This window comes from Synechococcus sp. MIT S9507, assembly GCF_047304715.1.
Classification (GTDB): Bacteria; Cyanobacteriota; Cyanobacteriia; order PCC-6307; family Cyanobiaceae; genus Synechococcus_C.
Genome location: NZ_CP138970.1, coordinates 387,952 through 406,770 on the forward strand (window position 1 = coordinate 387,952; position 18,819 = coordinate 406,770).

Genomic DNA, 18,819 nt, shown 5'->3' on the forward strand with positions numbered 1-18,819 from the left:
TGATCAATGTTCGAGAGGTTTACCGAGAAGGCCATCAAGGTGATCATGCTTGCCCAGGAAGAGGCAAGGCGGCTTGGTCACAACTTCGTTGGGACCGAGCAGATTCTGCTTGGATTGATCGGTGAGGGTACCGGCGTCGCAGCAAAGGTTCTGAAGTCCATGGGAGTCAATCTCAAGGACGCACGCGTCGAAGTCGAAAAAATCATTGGCCGGGGGTCCGGTTTCGTTGCGGTGGAAATTCCCTTCACGCCGCGAGCCAAAAGAGTTCTCGAGCTTTCCCTTGAGGAAGCCCGCCAGCTAGGCCACAACTACATCGGTACGGAGCATCTTCTTCTTGGCCTGATCCGTGAAGGGGAGGGTGTTGCGGCGAGAGTTCTTGAAAACCTCGGTGTCGATCTCGCGAAGGTCCGCACTCAGGTCATCCGCATGCTTGGAGAGACCGCTGAAGTGGGAGCCGGAGGCGGTGGTGGTTCTGGAGCTAAAGGTTCCACCAAAACCCCCACGCTTGATGAATTCGGTAGCAATCTCACCCAGCTGGCCAGCGAAGCTAAGCTCGATCCGGTGGTGGGACGCCACAACGAAATCGATCGCGTCATCCAGATCCTCGGTCGCCGCACCAAAAACAACCCCGTGTTGATCGGTGAACCAGGAGTCGGCAAAACCGCAATCGCCGAAGGTTTGGCTCAACGCATCCAGCAAGGTGATATCCCCGACATCCTTGAAGACAAGCGTGTTCTCACCCTCGACATCGGTCTTCTGGTAGCCGGCACCAAATATCGAGGTGAATTCGAAGAGCGCCTCAAGAAAATCATGGAGGAGATCAAAGGCGCCGGCAACGTGATCCTCGTGATTGACGAGGTGCACACACTGATCGGTGCTGGTGCAGCGGAAGGCGCCATCGATGCCGCCAACATTCTCAAACCTGCGCTTGCACGAGGTGAGCTGCAATGTATCGGAGCCACCACGCTTGACGAATACCGCAAGCACATCGAACGGGACGCCGCTCTTGAACGTCGCTTTCAGCCGGTCAATGTCGGCGAACCGTCGATCGAAGACACCATCGAAATTCTGCGTGGACTGCGTGAGCGCTACGAGCAACATCACCGCCTGCGCATCACCGATGAAGCCCTTGAAGCCGCGGCCACTCTCGGCGATCGCTACATCTCTGATCGTTTTCTGCCTGACAAGGCCATCGATCTGATCGATGAAGCCGGCAGTCGTGTTCGTCTGCTGAATTCCAAACTTCCTCCTGAAGCCAAGGAAGTCGACAAAGAGTTGCGCACGGTTCAGAAAGACAAGGAAGATGCCGTTCGCGAGCAAGATTTCGCTCGTGCAGGTGAGCTGCGAGACAAGGAGGTTGAACTGCGCGAGAAAATACGCACCCTTCTGCAGAACAGCCGCCAAGACGCTTCCGGCGATTCTCCTGAGCTAAGCGAATCCGTTGAATCATCCTCCGAGTCGACTGCTGTTAATTCCGAACAATCGTCCATACAGAGCGCACCTGCCGAAACAACCACTCCGGTGGTGAGTGAAGAGGACATCGCCCAGATTGTGGCCTCATGGACGGGTGTACCGGTTCAGAAACTCACCGAGAGCGAATCCGTGAAGCTGCTCAATATGGAGGAGACACTTCACAAACGCCTGATTGGCCAGGACGAAGCTGTGAAAGCAGTTTCGAAAGCGATTCGACGGGCACGTGTTGGCTTGAAGAACCCGAATCGGCCGATTGCCAGCTTTATCTTCTCCGGACCGACCGGTGTGGGCAAGACAGAGCTCACCAAAGCTTTGGCTGCCTACTTCTTTGGCAGTGAAGACGCCATGATCCGCCTTGACATGTCGGAATTCATGGAGAGACACACGGTCAGCAAACTGATCGGTTCACCTCCCGGTTATGTGGGCTTTAACGAGGGTGGCCAGCTCACTGAAGCGGTCCGACGCCGCCCTTACACCGTTGTTCTGTTTGACGAGATTGAAAAAGCTCATCCTGATGTGTTCAATCTTCTGCTGCAGTTACTGGAAGACGGACGTCTCACCGATTCCAAGGGCCGCACTGTTGACTTCAAGAACACTTTGATCATCATGACTTCGAACATCGGTTCGAAAGTTATTGAGAAGGGAGGCGGTGGCCTTGGTTTCGAATTCTCTGGTGATGAAAATGCAGAGGAAAATCAGTACAACCGCATCAAATCACTGGTCAACGAGGAGCTCAAGCAGTATTTCCGACCTGAGTTCCTCAATCGACTTGATGAAATCATCGTGTTCAGACAATTGAATCGCGATGAAGTGAAGGAGATTGCAGAAATCATGTTGCGGGAAGTGTTCAATCGCATCGGAGAAAAAGGCATCAACCTGTCTGTATCCAATGCTTTCAAGGAACGTCTCGTTGAAGAGGGTTACAACCCCGCCTACGGCGCACGTCCATTGCGCCGAGCGGTGATGCGTTTGCTTGAAGACAGCCTGGCCGAAGAGGTGCTGTCCGGTCGGATCAAAGACGGCGACTCGGCGGAAGTGGACGTGCAGGATGGCAAGGTGGTGGTGAAACATCTCACCCCTGTACCCAGCGAGACGCCTGCGCTTGCTGGTGCTGGTCTCTGACCTGGATGACCCAAACAGACTCCGGTTGCAGTTCAATTTCAATCCACTCCATCGCTCCTGCCCAGGTCATTCGTGGTTCAGGAGCATGGATTGAGGCTCAGAAATCCCTCTCCAATCTGTTTCGAAATCCGCTTCTCCTTGGCAGAAGCGAGTCAACACAGTCAACTCGATCCAGGCTGTCTCGTGAGCTTAATCAGAGCGGTCTGCGTGTATTTGAGCAGAATCTTGAACACGATTGCTGCGAATTGGATCTGCAAAGGTTGCAAAAAGAGTTTGTCAGGCAGTCGTGTGATGGCGTGATCGCCGCTGGGGGTGGCAAGGTTCTCGACAGCGGGAAACTTCTTGCCGACAGACTTGATGTTCCTTGCGCCACAGTTCCACTCAGCGCTGCAACCTGCGCCGGTTGGACAGCACTCTCGAATCTCTACACCCCAGGTGGAGCCTTCGAGTGTGACCAGACCCTCAAGCGCTGCCCGGACCTCTTGGTTTTCGACCACGACCTGCTGCTGAAAGCGCCTGAACGAACCCTGGCCAGCGGCATCGCTGATGCTTTGGCCAAGTGGTACGAAGCTTCCGTGAGCAGCGGATCGAGTCATGACGGTGTGATTCAACAGGCTGTTCAAATGGCCAGAGTTCTTCGTGATCAGTTGCTGATCGACAGCCTTGATGCCATTCAGGACCCGGGGGGCGAGGCCTGGAAGCGCGTGGTTGATGCCTGCGGGCTGACAGCTGGAGTGATCGGAGGTCTCGGTGGGGCACGCTGTCGCACGGTCGCCGCCCATGCGGTTCATAACGGTCTCACCCAGCTTGAGGATTGCCACACCGTGCTCCACGGAGAAAAAGTAGGCTTCGGCATCCTTGTTCAGTTACGGCTGGAGGAGCGTCTGGGTGGCAATCAATTGGCCGGTCAGGCCCATCGCCAGCTGCTGCCCCTGCTTCGGAAGCTGGGACTTCCGGTCAGCCTTGATGACCTCGGGCTTGGCCACGCCACCATCAATCAGCTTCAGCAGGTCTGCCAGTTCGCCTGCAGAGACGGGTCAGACCTCCATCACCTTCCCTTTGAGGTCACGCCAGGTGGGTTGATGGAAGCCCTTGTGGGCGCGGCCGAAACAAGTCAGGCACTGCCTTGAGAGAACTGCTGAATTCCATCAAAGACGAGCTGCTGGATCCGAAGGCCAGAACTCTGATTGAGCAGCTCCAGTGGTGGGAACTGCCTGAACTTGGAATTGAAGAGCCCTTTCCCGTCGCCGTTGTTGGGCAAGGTCCTCCTCTGGTGCTGTTGCATGGCTTCGACAGCAGCTTTCTGGAATATCGGCGACTTGCGCCGCTTCTGAGCCGGCACTTTCAACTCTTCATTCCCGATTTGTTCGGCTTCGGTTTCTCACCTCGTCCATTCGATGCGGTCTACGGTCCTGAAAGTGTGCTGAACCACCTGAATGCCTTGCTGAAACGCCTGCCGAACGACTCCCCATGCGGCTTGATCGGTGCCTCCATGGGGGGAGCAGTCGCCGTGGAAGTGAGCCGCCGTCACCCTCAACGGATCGAAGCTTTGATGCTGCTTGCTCCGGCAGGATTGACCGGCAGACCGATGCCTGTGCCCCCCTTGCTGGATCGCTTCGGTGCCTGGTTTCTCAGTCGCCCTGGAGTACGTCGAGGTCTTTGCAGGCAGGCCTTTGCTGATCCCGACTCCAATGTGGGGGCAGCGGAGGAGCAGATTGCTTCTCTGCACCTCCAGTGCCCCGGCTGGGCCAGGGCACTGGCGACTTTTGCACGAAGCGGAGGATTCTCCGGATGTGGCACGCCTCTCCCCGATCAGCCCCTGCATGTGATCTGGGGAGCCAATGACAGGATCCTCAGAGCTCCTCAGAAAACAGCAGCGGGTCTCATCCTTCAAGACAAAGTTGAAGAGTTCGAAGCTTGCGGCCATCTCCCGCATATCGATCAGCCCGATCGGGTCGCTGAGCGCTGTCTCAACTGGTTCCAATCCAGGCTTTCCAGCAGTCATTCGTCGGATCCCGTCAGATGATGGGGTCCTGACCCGCCACCGTGGTGCTCAGTTTTCATGCCTCAGACCAGCTCCGGCCCCGTTCTGCAACTCCTGGCCAGCGGTCTTCAACGCTGGGTCCGCAGCCGGTGTGACTCCGTCGATGAGTTGAATCTGGCCCTTCAGGGTTCTGCTGTTGAGTTGCTGAGAGGTCGCCTGAAAGGGGTCTCGCTTGAAGCTCGACGCCTGAGTTTCGACCAGTTGCCGTTGATGCGCGCCGAACTGCAGTCCGGCGAGCTGAAAACACTGTTCCGACCCGGTCAACCCAGCCAGCCTGTGCAGCTCAAGGAGCCTTTCACAATCAGAGGAGAGGTGGTGCTGAGTGGAACTGATCTGAACAAAGCACTTGCCACCGATCGCTGGCGATGGCTGGCTGATCTTCTGGCTGAAAAGTTGATGGGGCTTTCACCACTGCGGTCCCTTGAGATCGACAACGATCGCCTGGTGCTGACAGCGGAAGTGATCACTGGTACCAAGCCTGTGCAAGGCAGCTTTCATCTCTGCGCTGATCAGGGGACCATTCGTCTGAACAACTGGAAGGCGGAAGGAAAATTTTTGCTGCCGATGGATCCTTCCATCAGGATCAACGACGCTCGGCTTCAGGGAGGTCAGCTGGTGATCAAGGGCGACGCCACGGTCCAACCCTGACACAGTCGAACCCAGACTCCATCAGCACCTGGGCGGTATCACCCCTGCTCGATCACAGGCATCACGAGGGTCACGACGTAAAACACGACAGCTGGCGTGAACAGGTAGCTGTCGATGCGGTCCAGGATGCCCCCATGGCCAGGCAGCGCATCTCCGGAATCCTTCACGCCTGCATCCCGCTTCATCATCGATTCGGTGAGATCACCCACCAGGGCGAAGAGGGCCACGAGCGCTCCGAGAGAACCTCCTGTGAGAGGTCCATAGGGCCACTCCAGCAGTGCACCTCCCAAAACACCGAGCAGAACCGCAGAAGCCAGGCCTCCATAGGCCCCTTCAATGGTTTTGCCTGGGGAGATCGGAGAGAGTGGATGGTGACCGAAGCGGCGACCGATGGCATACGAGCCGATATCACTGGCTACCACCATCAGGCAGGCCATCAGCGTGACCAGCAGACCCGAGCTGACCCAGGTCCAAGGAATGTGATTCACCAGTGGAGCGATGTCCACTGACTGAAGGTTGCGGAGGCGAAGCCAGTGACTGGGAAGGAACCCCAGATAAAACAGACCGAAGATCGAGGCGGCGATGTCCGCAATCGAACCGGTGACAGGCTGCAGCAGCAACCAACCGCAGATGGCAGCCCCTGAGAGAGGCAGGACCGCACTGGCGAGGGAGGAGGCAATACCTCCATCCACAGACCACTGGGTGCTGATCAGCAGTAACTGACAAGCCACGAGTGTGGTTTTTGTGGCTGGCCGCATGCCTTTGAACTGGGCCATGCGGAAGAACTCCAGCAAACCCAGATGCACGATCACCCCCAGCGCGATCGTGAACCACCAACCACCCAGACCCACAACCACCAGACCAAAAAGACCCACCAGCAACCCGCTGACCAGGCGTTTGTGATCAGCGGCGCGCCGCGTCCTCAAAGCCTTTGCGGTAGTGGCGTCTGAAATCACCTGTCAGATCCCAGGGCCCGTCAGGCCAGAACCTTCACCATACCGGGCACCTGATCGGGCCAACGCTGATGCTGAGACTGGAGCCATCGGCATCGATCTGCCGAGATTCTCTCCCCCGGCACAAGCAGGGGAACACCAGGTGGGTAGGGGCAGATCAGCTCAGCGGCGATGTGATCGACGCACTGAGCCAGGGGGCGAATGCAATGGGCACGGCGCTGTGCCTCATCAGGGGTGAGCTCAGGAATCGAGGTGCTCTGCAGCGGCGGATCCGGAATCTGAGTCAGCGGTACACCACCACCCTCAAGAGCCAACGCTCGCCAGATTCTCAGCAGTCGTTTCGCAAGACCCCGATGGCGAGCGAACCCCAGGCAGAACGTGAGGCAAAGAGGCTCAGGTAACTCGGCGATCACGCCCTGACGCATGCAGAGATCATCCGCATCCAGGCCGCTCACACCAAGCTCACCCGTTGCAAGGATCAGTCGCAGGGGATCATCACTGGCGTGGATATGGACCCCACGTCGGCGCAGATCATCCACGAGGTTGATGGCTTCCGATCGACGGTCCTCATAGAGAGATGACCAATGATGCGAGAACAACCAGTTCAGGGTTGTTTCGCATGAAGCCAGCAACAGGGCGCTGGGACTTGTGGTCTGAAGTCTTGCCAGCGAGCGATGCAGCCTTGCGTGGTCGACCCTTTGAGCGCGGTGCCACAGCACTGCAGTCTGCGCAAGACCTGGCGCGGATTTATGCAGGGAATGCACAACCAGATCAGCTCCGGCGGCAAGCGCCGACAAAGGCCTGGACCGCTTGGCAGCAAAAGCCAGATGCGTTCCATGGGCTTCATCCACCATCACCGGCAGCCCCTTGGCATGCAGGAGCTCAATCAGTTCGCGGATCTCAGCGGAATATCCGTGATAGGTGGGGTGAACAAGCACCGCACCGGAAATGGGGCGACCTGGATCAGGCCATGGGTCGAGGCTCTGCCGCAGGCCCTCAGCGTTCATCGACCCGGCATGGCCGCGATCAGCAAGAAACGGCACCGGCAGAAAGACCGGCATCACACCCCCCAGCTCGCAGGCAGCGATCAGGCAACGATGGGCATTGCGAGGCAGAAGCACAGCATCTCCCGGCTGCGCCATCGCCAGCAGACCTGCCTGAAGAAGACCTGTGGCACCGTTGACGCCGAACCAACAGTGATCAACCCCCATCGCTTCAGCCAGCTGCGCCTGGCTTGAGGCCACAGCCCCCTGACGCTCGAGCGGTCCACCGATCTCCGGCAACTCGGGCAGATCCCAGCTGCCCGGAGATTGACGCAGCAAACGCCGCAGTCGCGGCGGCAGCGCTGCACCTCGACCATGCACCGGCAGATGCATGGCCAGGCGTCGATCCGGTCGCAAAAGCTCGAGAAGCGACGGCATGAGCGCAGGCAACAGGCGACAGAGTGCGGCGTAGACGGTCCGCTGATCTCAGATGGACCTTCTGGTTGCAGCATGGCAATCCCTGATGCTGTCGGCGGTGCTGATCGGTCAGCTCTCCGCAACACAGAGACATCGTCGAGCCTTGAGGAGTCTTTAGGATCGATTCTCCCTAGCACTGCTGGGCGTGGATTCGCTTCGCTACAACCCGGACCGCGATGTCCGATGGCTCCTGTTGCGCCCCTGGATCGGTGTGCCACGCCTGATTCAGATTTTCTGGGCCCTGCTGGGTCTGATTCTGAGTTTGCTGCTGCGCGGCGGCAGCAATGACCCCCGCATTCAGCGCAATCTGGCCCGCACCCTGCTGCGCACGCTGACGAACCTCGGCCCCTGCTTCATCAAGGTTGGACAGGCCCTTTCCACCCGTCCGGACCTGATCCGTCGTGACTGGCTGGATGAGCTGACACGTCTTCAGGACGATCTGCCATCCTTCGACCACGCGATCGCCCTGAAAACGATCGAAACGGAACTGGGCGCCCCTGTTGATCAGCTTTTCGAAGAATTTCCCGACACACCAGTTGCTGCAGCAAGTCTTGGACAGGTCTACAAGGCTCGTGTGGGTCTACAGCGATGGGTCGCAGTCAAAGTTCAGAGGCCGAATCTGACTTTCATACTGCGGCGGGACATGGTTCTGATTCGCAGTCTTGGCATTCTGGCCGCTCCCTTTCTTCCACTGAATCTGGGCTTTGGACTCGGAGAAATCATTGACGAGTTCGGACGAAGCCTGTTTGAAGAAATCGATTACTGCTGCGAAGCAGACAACGCCAGGCACTTCTCAAGGTTGTTCTCGGACAATGACGCGGTCACCATTCCCGAGGTTGACGAAGCTCTTTCAAGCCGTCGGGTTCTGACCACAAGCTGGATCCAGGGCACCAAACTGCGTGACCCGCAGGAGCTCAAGTCCCAACGCCTCGACCCGTCGGCCCTGATTCGAACCGGCGTGATCAGCGGACTCCAGCAACTTCTGGAGTTTGGTTACTTTCATGCCGATCCTCACCCGGGCAACCTCTTCGCTCTTCCAGGCCGGAGCGGCGACCTCGGACACGTGGCCTACGTGGATTTCGGGATGATGGATTCCATCAGTGACCAGGACCGACTCACGCTGACAGGAGCTGTGGTGCATTTGATCAACCGTGATTTCGAAGCGGTTGCCAGAGATTTTCAGGAGCTCGGCTTTCTTTCCCCCGATGCTGATCTGACACCGATCATTCCCGCACTGGAGGATGCCCTTGGGGGAAGCCTCGGGGATTCGGTCGGTTCATTCAACTTCAAGGCGATCACGGATCGTTTCTCGGAATTGATGTATGACTATCCATTCCGAGTTCCCGCACGCTTCGCGCTGATCATCCGAGCTGTGGTCAGCCAGGAAGGTCTGGCTCTGAGATTGGATCCCGATTTCCGCATCATTGCGGTGGCCTACCCCTATGTGGCCAAGCGGCTGCTCGCCGGCGACACCAGGGAGATGCGAGAGAAGCTGATGGAAGTCATCTTCGACGAGCAGGGAAATCTTCGCGTTGAGAGGCTTGAAAGTCTTCTCGATGTGGTGGGCAACTACTCGGGCGGTCAGAGCAGCGGAGAACTGCTGCCGGTGGCCGGGGCGGGTCTGCGTTTGTTGCTGAGTCGAGATGGTGGAGATCTGCGTCAGCGCCTCCTGCTGACCATGATCAAGAACGACCGCTTGAACATCTCAGATCTGAGAGAGCTCACTGCACTGATGCGGAAGACCTTTGGGCCTCGTCAGATTGCGGAGGGTGTGATGCAACGCCTGAATCCACTGGCGGCATGATTCAGTCCAGTCCCACCGTCGCACCCTGCAGTTGCACCGCGATAATGACTTCTTTAACTCTCTTTCTCTGAAATATGTCGATCGCGCCCGACACTGCTCCCATTGAGCTCGATCAGGCTCAGATCGACCTTCTGACCGAAGCCTTCGGCGGTCTCAGCATGGATGACATCCTGCTCGACTACGCCAACCTGCAGCAACCGCCCTACGCGATGGCAGGGCTGGGGTTTGCCATCAGCGTGGTTTGCGGACTCACGTTCTCCAGACTCGTACAGAACCGTCTGGACGGTTGGAAGAAGGACAGGTTGCCGTTACTTCCCCTTGGGAATACCGAAACCGTGATGAGTTTCACGGGGATTCTTATTGGTGTCACCTTGTTCATCGGTGGATCACTTCAGATTTTCGGTTTTGCCTCCGGCGCGGCCTATCTCAGTGCACTGGTGCTCTCGATCCTCACAGGTGGTGCTCTCTGGGCTCAGCTTGAGCGCCTGATGACCCAGGTGGAGGCTGGAAACTTCAAGGCGGTGGATTTCGACAACTTCGACGAATTCTTTTAAGTCCGTGCACGTGCGGAGCTGTTGTCAGGCCAACACATAGGCCTCAAGTTGAACATCACCACGACGCAGCATCTCCAGACCTTCACGTTCGAGCTTGCGAGTCCGATCCCGGCTCATTTTCAGAGATTTGGCAATCGCAGTCAGGCTCATGGGGTCTTCACCATCCATCCCGTAACGCATCCGCAGCACTCGCTCCTGCAGCTCCGGCAGCTGGCCCAGCAGATCACGCAGATCTCCCTTCAGGCACTCACCCTCCACCTGCTCACTCGGCAGTTCTCCATCTCCCGCCAGCAGATCCAGCAGTTCCGTGTCATCACCATCACCCACCTTCATCTCCAGGCTCACTGGCTGACGCGCACGGCACATCAGGTCCTTCACCTCCTCCTCAGGCAGCTCCACAAATCCCGCCAGTTCCGTCACCGATGGCGTGCGGCCAAGTTCCTGACTCAGTTCACGCTGACCTTTCTTCAGTTTGTTCAGCATCTCCGTGATGTGGATCGGCAAACGAATCGTCCGGCTCTTCTCCGCAATCGCACGCGTGATCCCCTGACGGATCCACCAGTACGCATAGGTGCTGAACTTGTAACCACGCGTCGGATCGAACTTCTCCACACCACGCACCAGACCGATCGTTCCCTCCTGGATCAGATCCAGCAGTTCCATATTCCGCTTGGTGTATTTCTTGGCAACACTCACCACCAGACGCAGATTCGCCGCCACCATCCGCTCCTTGGCGCGGCGACCCGCCTGCAGCTTGCGCTTCAGTTGCGCTGCACTCAGTCCTGCAGCCTTGGCCAGTTCCGCCGCAGGCACCATCTCGCCACCACGCTGATCACTCAGCTCCGCTTCCTGCGCCTCCAGATCCATCAGTTCCTGCACCTGACGCCCCAACGTGATCTCCTGCTGGTGGCTCAGCAGCGGTACACGACCGATGTCACGCAGATAGGAACGCACCAGGTCCGCATCCGGTAGCAGGGCCAAGGGCGACATCGTCCAATTACGAAACCTATCCGTTTCTTAATTTACCATCGTTCACAGGAGTTTCTCGCTAAGCGAGGCCCAAGCCGAGTTCCCGGATCAGAATGCGGACACTCCTGGAGTCCTCTGTGACCTCAGCAACCGCCAGCAGCAAAACCAACAACAACAGCAGCAACAGCATCAGCACTGCTCACCTTCTGGTGGTTGAAGACGACACCTCCATCAGAGAAACAGTGCAGGAAGCGCTCAGTGCCGAGGGTTTTGAGGTGAGCGCCTGCGGGGATGGGAACGAAGCCCTGGCCATGCTCACCGGAGCGCAAGCCGACAGCATTGATGCACTGGTCCTTGATCTGATGCTTCCGGGGATGGGTGGGCTCGACCTCTGCCGCGAGCTCAGGCAACTCAATAACACCACCCCGATCCTTGTCATCAGCGCCAGGGACAGCGAAACCGATCGAGTCCTCGGCCTCGAGGTGGGTGCCGATGACTATCTGGTCAAACCATTCGGGCTAAGGGAGCTGGTGGCCCGATGCCGCGCCCTGCTGCGCCGCTCCCAGGGAATGAGCCCCGAATCCACGGACAGGGATGACGTCATAGAACACGCCAACCTCTGTCTTTACTGCCAGGAATGCAGGGTGACGAGGGACGGAGAGGATCTCAACCTTGCCCCCAAGGAATACAAGATTCTGGAACTGCTGATGCGCAACCCAAAGCGTGTCTGGAGCCGTGATCAACTGCTGGAACAAATCTGGGGCATCGACTTCATCGGAGACACCAAAACCGTCGACGTGCATATCCGATGGTTGAGAGAAAAAATCGAGACCACTCCCTCCTCTCCTGACCACATCCGAACCGTGCGTGGATTCGGTTATCGATTCGGCTGATTGATGTGAACTCAGGTGCTTCGTTCATCCTTGGCATCACGTTCGGTGTGATGACCGGTTGGGCGTTGCGCAGCCGCTTCAATCTGAACGCCGCTTCCCGAAGGCACACAGCACAGATCTCGCTGGTGTTGTCCGGTCACTCGCTGAGTACAGCGCAACTGCTGGCCTGGATCGATGCCGCCACTCAGGGATGGATGGTTCTCACACCAGATCTCACCATCGGTTTCATCAACTCAAGAGCAGAACGATTGCTGCAGTTCTCCAGCAATCGGCTCGTGCGCGGACAGGCGCTCGACGACGTTCTCAGCGTGCCTCAGCTTGAAGAGGCGATTGTCAGTGTGCGTTATCAACAACGGCCGCAACGCTGTGAATGGGAGCAGCAGGGTATGCCTCTCGAAGCCATCGTTCTGCCTGGTTCAGACGAGTGGTTGCTGGTCCTCCTCCAGAACAGACAATCGCTGGAAGCACAGCAGGAGCAACAGGAGCGCTGGGTGAGCGATGTCGCCCATGAGCTGAAAACCCCACTCACGGCCCTGATGCTCGTGAGCGATCGACTGGAAACGACAGTCTCAGACGGTGACGGTATTCTTGTTGAGCGCCTGCAGAGGGAACTCAGACGTCTGCAATTGTTGGTGGAGGATTTGCTGGAGCTCTCCAGGCTGGAGAACATCCTTCCCCATGAGCAGGGAGACTACTCACCGGTCAATCTTGAAGAACTGGTTGAGGCCGCCTGGAACAGCATTCGCCCGCTTGCAGATCAGCGCGAAGTGAGGCTCTCCATCAACACGCAAGATCCAGGACCACTTCTGGGAGACCAACGCCGATTGCATCGAGCCGTCCTCAACTTGCTCGACAACGCCTTGCGCTTTTCCCCTCGAGGAAGCAGCGTTGACGTGAAGATCCTCCCCAGTGGGGGGTGGTGGCTGGTCTGCGTCAGGGACCATGGACCTGGTCTGAGCGAAAGCGATCTCAGCAGCATGTTCCAGCGCTTCTACCGAGGCGACGCATCCCGCGCCCGTTCCAACCGAGGCGGCAGCGGACTCGGACTGGCCATCGTCCAACAGATCGCCGTGAACCATGGAGGCCGGGTCCAGGCCAGCAATCATCCTGAAGGTGGCACATCGATTGAACTGCTGCTGCCCCGCGGTGACCACTGAGAGAAAACCAAGCTCAATGCGCCAGAGACTTCAGAAACTGATGTCAGCCGCGGGACACTGCTCAAGGCGTCAGGCCGAACAACTGCTGCGCCAGGGTCGCGTTGAAGTCAACGGAACGATCGCAGGACTTGGGGATCAGGCAGATCCGGAGACGGATCTGATCTGCGTGGATGGCACGCCCTTGGCCAAGGGCGCTGCGGATCGGGTCCTGTTGCTCAACAAGCCTCCAGGCGTGATCAGCAGCTGTCACGACCCTCAGGGGCGAGACACCGTGCTGGATCTCATCCCCTCTGAGCTCAGGCGGGGACTGCATCCGGTTGGGCGTCTGGATGCCGACAGCCGGGGGGCTCTTCTACTGAGCAATCAGGGAGAACTCACTTTGAAGCTCACCCACCCCCGCTATGCCCACAGCAAGACCTACAGGGTGACAGTGACTGGAACACCTGATCCAACGACTCTGGAACGATGGAGTCAAGGGGTGGAACTGGATGGCTCTCGCACCCTTCCTGCCTGCGTGAGACTGCTCAGGAGTGAACCTGAACAAAGCACGCTGGAAGTGATCCTACGCGAAGGACGCAACCGTCAGATCCGCCGAATTGCCTCGCTTCTCGGTCACTCCGTGATCGACCTACAGCGGGTAGCGATCGGTGGACTTGCACTTGGATCCATTGCAGAGGGGTGCTGGCGCGAACTGTCCAGGCAAGAATGGCGAAGCCTGATCAGTTCTCAGGCAGGCGAGGCGTAAACGGCCATGGCACTGTTCAAACGTTCCTTCCCATGGCGCTGGCGGCGAAGGCGTCAAAGTGAGGCCAATGCAACGGATCCTCCGTCCAACGCTGCCCCTCTGATCGAAGCTGGACAACGTCTGAAACAGCACCGTGAACAATGTGGGCTGAGTCTGCGAGATCTCTCCAGGGAGGTCCGAATCACCACACCCGTACTGGAGGCACTGGAAAGGGGCTGGTCAGATCGCCTGCCGGAGCCTGCTTACCTCGTGGCCATGCTGCAGCGGCTTGAGCAGTACCTCCAGCTTGAGCCCAGGAGCCTGAGCGGAGCACTGCCTGAAGACTGTTTTCAGCAGCGACTCCGGCAGACAGGGCGGCGATCACGCTTCACGCTCGGAAGTATCGACATCTTCACAACCTGGCAGGGGAGTCTCGTTTACATCGTTGTCATTACCGTGTCCCTGCTCGCGTTGAATCAACAGCAACGGCAACTGGCGATCGACAACACCAAGTCCTTCACGCCCATTCCTCTGAGTCTTCAGCAGGATTCCGATCCACTGCTGCAAGGCCTGCGACCACTGGCTGAGCTCCGATCGCGGCAGACGAGCGAATCGGCGGCGAAGCTCCTCAGCGACCAACCACTGCCTGGGGTGCTTGAAGTGACCCTTCAGCAACCGAGCACCCTGACGCTCAGCAGTGAAGGAGGCGATCGCAGTTCTCTCAAAGGGGCAACCGGAACGCTCACCCTTCAGCTGCTGCCACCACTACAGCTCAACATTCAACCGGCACCCGCTGCAGGGGATGTTCGATGGGACGGGCTTCCGCAGAAAGCGCTGAATAATCAACCAGGCATCTACCGCCTTGACCAGACTTCAGCGCGCAATCCATAGCCCTGAAGTGCTCCCGCAACCGAGTCGTCAAAAACCGGGAGACGCCAGTTCCAGTTGCCTCCAACCGTCCCTGGCGTATTGAAACGGGCCGCATCATCGAGGTGCAGCAGATCCTGCAGTGGTGCCACCACCAGCTGGGCGCTTGAAGACAGGCCCAGCTCGAGCAACTGCCAGCCAGGGGCTTCAACCGGGCAATTCAGACACCTGGCAAACCGAGCACGGGAGTCGTCATCAAGCCGTTGCCACCAACCCAGACTGGTTGGGTTGTCGTGTGTTCCTGGATAAACCACCCATCCGGTGCCATGGATGTTGGACGGAAGGTACGGGTTGTGCGGATTGCCATCGAAAGCGAACTGAAGCACCTTCATCCCGGGCAGACGAAAGCGATCACGCAAACGCTCGACATCCGGAGTGATCACTCCAAGGTCTTCAGCCACCAGAGGTAACAATCCGCCTGCATCCCTGCGAAGGCAACTGAGCAGCTCTCGCCCGGGGGAACGTCGCCAGGCCCCGTTCATGGCCGTGGTGTCACCCCCTGGAACAGACCAGTAGGACGCCAGCGCCCGAAAGTGATCCAGCCTCAGTCGGTCTGCAAGCTGCCACTGACGCCGCAGTCGATCTCTCCACCAGCGAAAGCCGGTGCTGCGATGTCGGGACCAGCGATAAACCGGTGTTCCCCACAGCTGTCCTGTCTCAGAGAAATAATCAGGAGGTACACCACTTTGTTCTCGAAGTCGTCCGTCCGCCGCAATGGAAAACAAACTGCGATGGCTCCAGACATCAGCACTGTCGCGGGCCACATAGAAGGGAAGATCTCCGAGGATCTCCACCGAAAGCTCATTGGCAAGCTTGCGCAGCCGCATCCATTGACGGCTCAGATGCCACTGCAGCAGCTCCTGCTCAAGAAGACGATTCTGATGCGCTTCACGCCACTCTCCTAAAGCGTTCTGATCATGAACTGCCAGCTCCCGAGGCCATTGCCACCAGGGAAGCCCCTCATGCTGCTCCCGCAGCACCATGAATGCTGCATGGTCCTGAAGCCAGCGGGACTGATCCCGTCGCCATCGCTCAAAGGCCGCGTGATGTGAGTGCGACACCTGGTCCCAGCTTCGGCACAATTGCCTGGCGAGACATGAGGCACGCCTGTCTGCGAGGGAAAAATCAACTTCAGCACAGCCAGCTTCAGCACCGGGCAGCGCCTGCAGATCCCGGGATTGCAGAAATCCCTGGTCACTGAGATCCTTCGCATCCAGCAGCCAGGGATTGATGGCGAAACTGGAGGGAGAGCTGTAGGGGGAACCCGTCCCGTCCGGAGGTGACAGGGGCAAGATCTGCCACAGTCCGATGCCGTTTTCTGCCAAAGCCTGGATCCAGGAACGAGCGGAAGCCCCCAAAGCCCCGCAGACAACCGAACCTGGCAGTGCTGTCGGATGCAGCAGAACGCCGACACGACGTCGCAACAGAGAAGTTCGTGTCACGCGTGACTCGCTTTCACTGGCAACGACATCACTTCAGAAGAGGGCGGCATCCCCGAGGTCCTGGCCGTCCATGCCATCACGCACAACGCGTTCAAAAAACTGCTCCAGGGTGTCCTTGCCGTAGGAAGGCGTCGCCGCACTGTCGTATTGCTGACGCTGTTCGTCCCACACAAGCATTGACTCCCCAGCGTAGTAGCGGCCGATCTTTCCAAATTCAGCCGTGTCTTCAAGTGAAGGAAACTTTCCCGAGAGAAACTCAAGACATCCAACAGGAACATCCATCAATGCAATCGGAAGCGAAATCATCCAGGGTTTTTTTCCTAATGCCCTGAATAACAGTTCTCCCTGCTGTCGAGCACTTAAGGCCTCACCAGGACCCCCTATGGGAAGGATCTGATTGATCTTGTTTTGATCAATCACACAATCACAGATATAGGAAGCCAGATCAGACTCACTGATTGGCTTGCAGCTCGCCAGTTCGCCATCTCCGAACATCACGTATGGGGCACCTTTGCGGCAACTTTCAACCTGTGCTCCCAGACTCTTGAAAAAAGCCGTCGGGCGAACGATCGAGTAGCTCACTTCAGAGGCGCCTTTGCGGAGCTCAGCCTCAAGAGCAAGTTTCGCCTTCTGAAATTCCAGCAGTGGTTTTTGCACACAGATTGCTGAAAGAAGAACAAAGTGCGAAAGCCCAGCCTTCCTTCCCTGCTGGTAAGTGTTGAACGTGGCCTCATAATCGATTGCCCAGGAGTCCTTCCGTCCACCGGTACGTGATGCAAGGCAACTGACCACCACATCCACAGGGTGATCGAAGGCATTGCGAGCAAGGGAATCAACCTTGGTCACGTCACCGAAACGAACCTCCGCCCCGGCGAAATCAGCCCTCACGCTGTCCTGGTCCTGACGGCCGCCGACACCACTCCGCTCGCGCGCGAAGGCGACAACGTCATATCCCCGTGCGATCAGCTCCTTGACCACGAAACGGCCGATGTATCCAGTGGCTCCAAAGACCACAACGCGCACCTGGTCAGGAGAACGGTCACGAAAGTCATCGTTCAGAAGCATGGGCATGGGGTCGACACCATCCATTATTCGCTTAGAACCAGGCGAGACTCTGACTCAGTTCTGGAGGATTCGGCGCAATGACGGACGAGGGACCGACCGGTGATCCTTCACCGAGCCGATCGAAGCGATGGCTCGGGAGCAATCCATTCAGAATGATCCTGAGAGTTGCTGCTGCTGTGGCGGGAGCCGGCCTCATCGCAACAGGACTGGCGACCATCTGGCCGGAACCAGACCCGATGGCGGCGGAACCACCTGCAGCGGATGACCCTTCCAGCCTGGGGCCGCTTCCAGAACGTCCAGTCATGGTGTTGATGGTGGGAATCGATGCCGATGGCATCAATGATCCAGATAACAAGGCCGCTCCGAAGGGACCACCGAATGCCGACAGTCTGATGCTGGTTCAGATCAGCGCCGGGGAACCATTGCAGGTGCTGCAGCTGCCGACAGAGCTGGCGGTGAATCTGCCTGGAAGCGAGACACTTCAGTCGCTCGCTGATGCCTATCAGCAAGGCGGCGTGGCCCTGACAGCCGATGTGATCGCCGAAGTGGTGGGATTGGAAGAGGGGGAGCCCGAACGGTTCGTGGTCATGACACGTCAGGCCCTCCGCAGTCTTGTTGATGGCTTGGGTGAAGTGGAAGTCACTCTCAATCAGTCCTACGAGCACAAGGACAAAGCACAGAACTACAGCGTGAACCTCCAGGCAGGGCGCCAGACACTGAACGGCCGCCAGGCCGAACAACTTGCCCGCTACAGACCTGAACCGAAGCAGGATGCTGACCGGCGCAGCCGGCAGCAGAGGCTCGTGCAGGGAATCCACGAGCAGCTGCTTCAACCGAATGCGATCGCCCTACTGCCCAGTGTGATTGGAGAAGTCAGCACAAAGATGGAAACGGACCTTACGGTCACGGAAATCATGAGCCTGACAGCTGCAGCACTGAGCAGTGATCAGCCCCCTGTGATCAGCCAGCTGAAACTGGCACCCAGAACAGGGCAACAACTGCTGCGGGAACTCAAACCGAACCAGCAGCTCCCTCTCTGGCCATCAACAGCTGACGTTGCTTCAGACAACTGATCACACCTCTCGGGTCATCATCAGGACCCTGCAGACATCCACACCAAGGAAGACCATCGGTCCGTCGTGCAGGCGCATCCCAGTCGCCACCGAGTTGAACCAGTCCCAACAGGGAGAGGTTCAATTCTCTGGCGAAGGCCACGAACGCTGGGACAAGGCCAGGGAAGCGGCCATCAGATCGTGGCTCCGCCAGCATCAGAACTGGAATTCTCCAGGACGCGAGAGCATCGATCCAGCTGCCCTCACAGCTTTCATCAACACCAACATCACCATTGAGACTCAGCAGAGTCAAGCCGCTGGAATCGCTGATCTCTGATGTGAGGTGACCGAGCATCGGGTGGGGAGAACGACTGCAGCTCTCTTCAAGGAGAACAGCGCCGATCTCGGCAGCAAGAGAGCGACAGGCTGCGGACATCTGCAGCTCAGGCAAAGCGCCGGCGCCGATGACAACCAGAAGGTTCTGAGACATTCGGGAACCCTAAGAGGCCCGCTTCAGGAGTCGGCCATGAAT

17 protein-coding genes are annotated in these 18,819 nt (G+C 58.0%); 11 read left to right on the forward strand and 6 right to left on the reverse strand.

Going from position 1 to position 18,819, the window contains the following annotated elements:
• Window positions 1–6: 6 nt before the first annotated feature.
• From SIB83_RS01915 to SIB83_RS01930, 4 genes are read left to right on the forward strand one after another with little or no spacing between them, the layout of a single operon-like run.
• The gene (locus tag SIB83_RS01915) at window positions 7–2,595 is read left to right on the forward strand and encodes an ATP-dependent Clp protease ATP-binding subunit (RefSeq protein ID WP_413746617.1); all 2,589 of its coding nucleotides are present in this window, start codon (window positions 7–9) and stop codon (window positions 2,593–2,595) included.
• Window positions 2,596–2,600: 5 nt separating this feature from the next.
• Window positions 2,601–3,725, forward strand: a complete 1,125-nt coding sequence (locus SIB83_RS01920; protein WP_413746618.1) for an iron-containing alcohol dehydrogenase family protein — start codon at window positions 2,601–2,603, stop codon at window positions 3,723–3,725.
• The gene (locus tag SIB83_RS01925) at window positions 3,722–4,621 is read left to right on the forward strand and encodes an alpha/beta fold hydrolase (RefSeq protein ID WP_413403242.1); all 900 of its coding nucleotides are present in this window, start codon (window positions 3,722–3,724) and stop codon (window positions 4,619–4,621) included. Before SIB83_RS01920 ends, SIB83_RS01925 begins: the two co-directional genes overlap by 4 nt.
• Before the next feature lie 36 nt (window positions 4,622–4,657).
• A complete protein-coding gene (locus tag SIB83_RS01930) occupies window positions 4,658–5,287 on the forward strand; it encodes a DUF2993 domain-containing protein (RefSeq protein ID WP_413746619.1) in 630 nt (209 codons plus the stop codon).
• A 38-nt stretch (window positions 5,288–5,325) separates the two neighbouring features.
• Here SIB83_RS01930 and SIB83_RS01935 read toward each other — a convergent pair whose 3' ends face one another.
• Both SIB83_RS01935 and SIB83_RS01940 read right to left on the reverse strand, forming a co-directional pair.
• Window positions 5,326–6,243 (reverse strand): phosphatidate cytidylyltransferase, encoded by a 918-nt coding sequence (locus SIB83_RS01935; protein WP_413403246.1) that lies wholly within the window; start codon window positions 6,241–6,243, stop codon window positions 5,326–5,328.
• 20 nt (window positions 6,244–6,263) lie between these two features.
• Window positions 6,264–7,661: an aminotransferase class I/II-fold pyridoxal phosphate-dependent enzyme gene (locus SIB83_RS01940; RefSeq protein WP_413746620.1), complete on the reverse strand. Its 1,398-nt coding sequence runs from the start codon at window positions 7,659–7,661 to the stop codon at window positions 6,264–6,266.
• 184 nt (window positions 7,662–7,845) lie between these two features.
• On the opposite strand from SIB83_RS01940, the gene SIB83_RS01945 reads away from it, so the two are divergent.
• Complete coding sequence (locus SIB83_RS01945) at window positions 7,846–9,504, forward strand: ABC1 kinase family protein (protein ID WP_413403249.1); 1,659 nt, start codon at window positions 7,846–7,848, stop codon at window positions 9,502–9,504.
• Window positions 9,505–9,578: 74 nt separating this feature from the next.
• Window positions 9,579–10,058 (forward strand): hypothetical protein, encoded by a 480-nt coding sequence (locus SIB83_RS01950; RefSeq protein WP_413403251.1) that lies wholly within the window; start codon window positions 9,579–9,581, stop codon window positions 10,056–10,058.
• Between the two features lie 24 nt (window positions 10,059–10,082).
• Here the strand turns inward: SIB83_RS01950 and SIB83_RS01955 are convergent, their stop codons facing one another.
• Window positions 10,083–11,048, reverse strand: a complete 966-nt coding sequence (locus tag SIB83_RS01955; protein WP_413403253.1) for an RpoD/SigA family RNA polymerase sigma factor — start codon at window positions 11,046–11,048, stop codon at window positions 10,083–10,085.
• A gap of 116 nt (window positions 11,049–11,164) precedes the next feature.
• On the opposite strand from SIB83_RS01955, the gene SIB83_RS01960 reads away from it, so the two are divergent.
• From SIB83_RS01960 to SIB83_RS01975, 4 genes are read left to right on the forward strand one after another with little or no spacing between them, the layout of a single operon-like run.
• Window positions 11,165–11,920 carry a response regulator transcription factor gene (locus SIB83_RS01960; protein WP_413746621.1) on the forward strand — a complete coding sequence of 252 codons (756 nt, stop codon included), beginning with the start codon at window positions 11,165–11,167 and terminating at the stop codon, window positions 11,918–11,920.
• Window positions 11,921–11,970: 50 nt separating this feature from the next.
• On the forward strand, window positions 11,971–13,077 hold the full coding sequence (locus tag SIB83_RS01965; protein WP_413747259.1) for a sensor histidine kinase: 1,107 nt from the start codon (window positions 11,971–11,973) through the stop codon (window positions 13,075–13,077).
• A 40-nt stretch (window positions 13,078–13,117) separates the two neighbouring features.
• Window positions 13,118–13,822, forward strand: a complete 705-nt coding sequence (locus tag SIB83_RS01970) for a pseudouridine synthase (RefSeq protein WP_413745367.1) — start codon at window positions 13,118–13,120, stop codon at window positions 13,820–13,822.
• 6 nt (window positions 13,823–13,828) lie between these two features.
• On the forward strand, window positions 13,829–14,692 hold the full coding sequence (locus tag SIB83_RS01975; protein WP_413746622.1) for a helix-turn-helix domain-containing protein: 864 nt from the start codon (window positions 13,829–13,831) through the stop codon (window positions 14,690–14,692).
• Here the strand turns inward: SIB83_RS01975 and malQ are convergent.
• Together malQ and SIB83_RS01985 are read right to left on the reverse strand one after the other, a co-directional pair.
• Window positions 14,656–16,170: a 4-alpha-glucanotransferase gene (gene malQ / locus SIB83_RS01980; protein WP_413746623.1), complete on the reverse strand. Its 1,515-nt coding sequence runs from the start codon at window positions 16,168–16,170 to the stop codon at window positions 14,656–14,658. The genes SIB83_RS01975 and malQ overlap by 37 nt on opposite strands.
• Before the next feature lie 33 nt (window positions 16,171–16,203).
• Window positions 16,204–17,241: an NAD(P)-dependent oxidoreductase gene (locus SIB83_RS01985; RefSeq protein ID WP_413403260.1), complete on the reverse strand. Its 1,038-nt coding sequence runs from the start codon at window positions 17,239–17,241 to the stop codon at window positions 16,204–16,206.
• A gap of 71 nt (window positions 17,242–17,312) precedes the next feature.
• Here SIB83_RS01985 and SIB83_RS01990 point away from each other — a divergent pair, with 71 nt between their 5' ends.
• Window positions 17,313–18,308 (forward strand): LCP family protein, encoded by a 996-nt coding sequence (locus SIB83_RS01990; RefSeq protein WP_413746624.1) that lies wholly within the window; start codon window positions 17,313–17,315, stop codon window positions 18,306–18,308.
• Here the strand turns inward: SIB83_RS01990 and SIB83_RS01995 are convergent.
• Entirely contained in the window at window positions 18,247–18,777 is a 531-nt protein-coding gene (locus tag SIB83_RS01995; protein ID WP_413403263.1) for a hypothetical protein, read from the reverse strand. The two genes, SIB83_RS01990 and SIB83_RS01995, sit on opposite strands and share 62 nt — an antisense overlap.
• Between the last annotated feature and the right edge of the window lie 42 nt (window positions 18,778–18,819).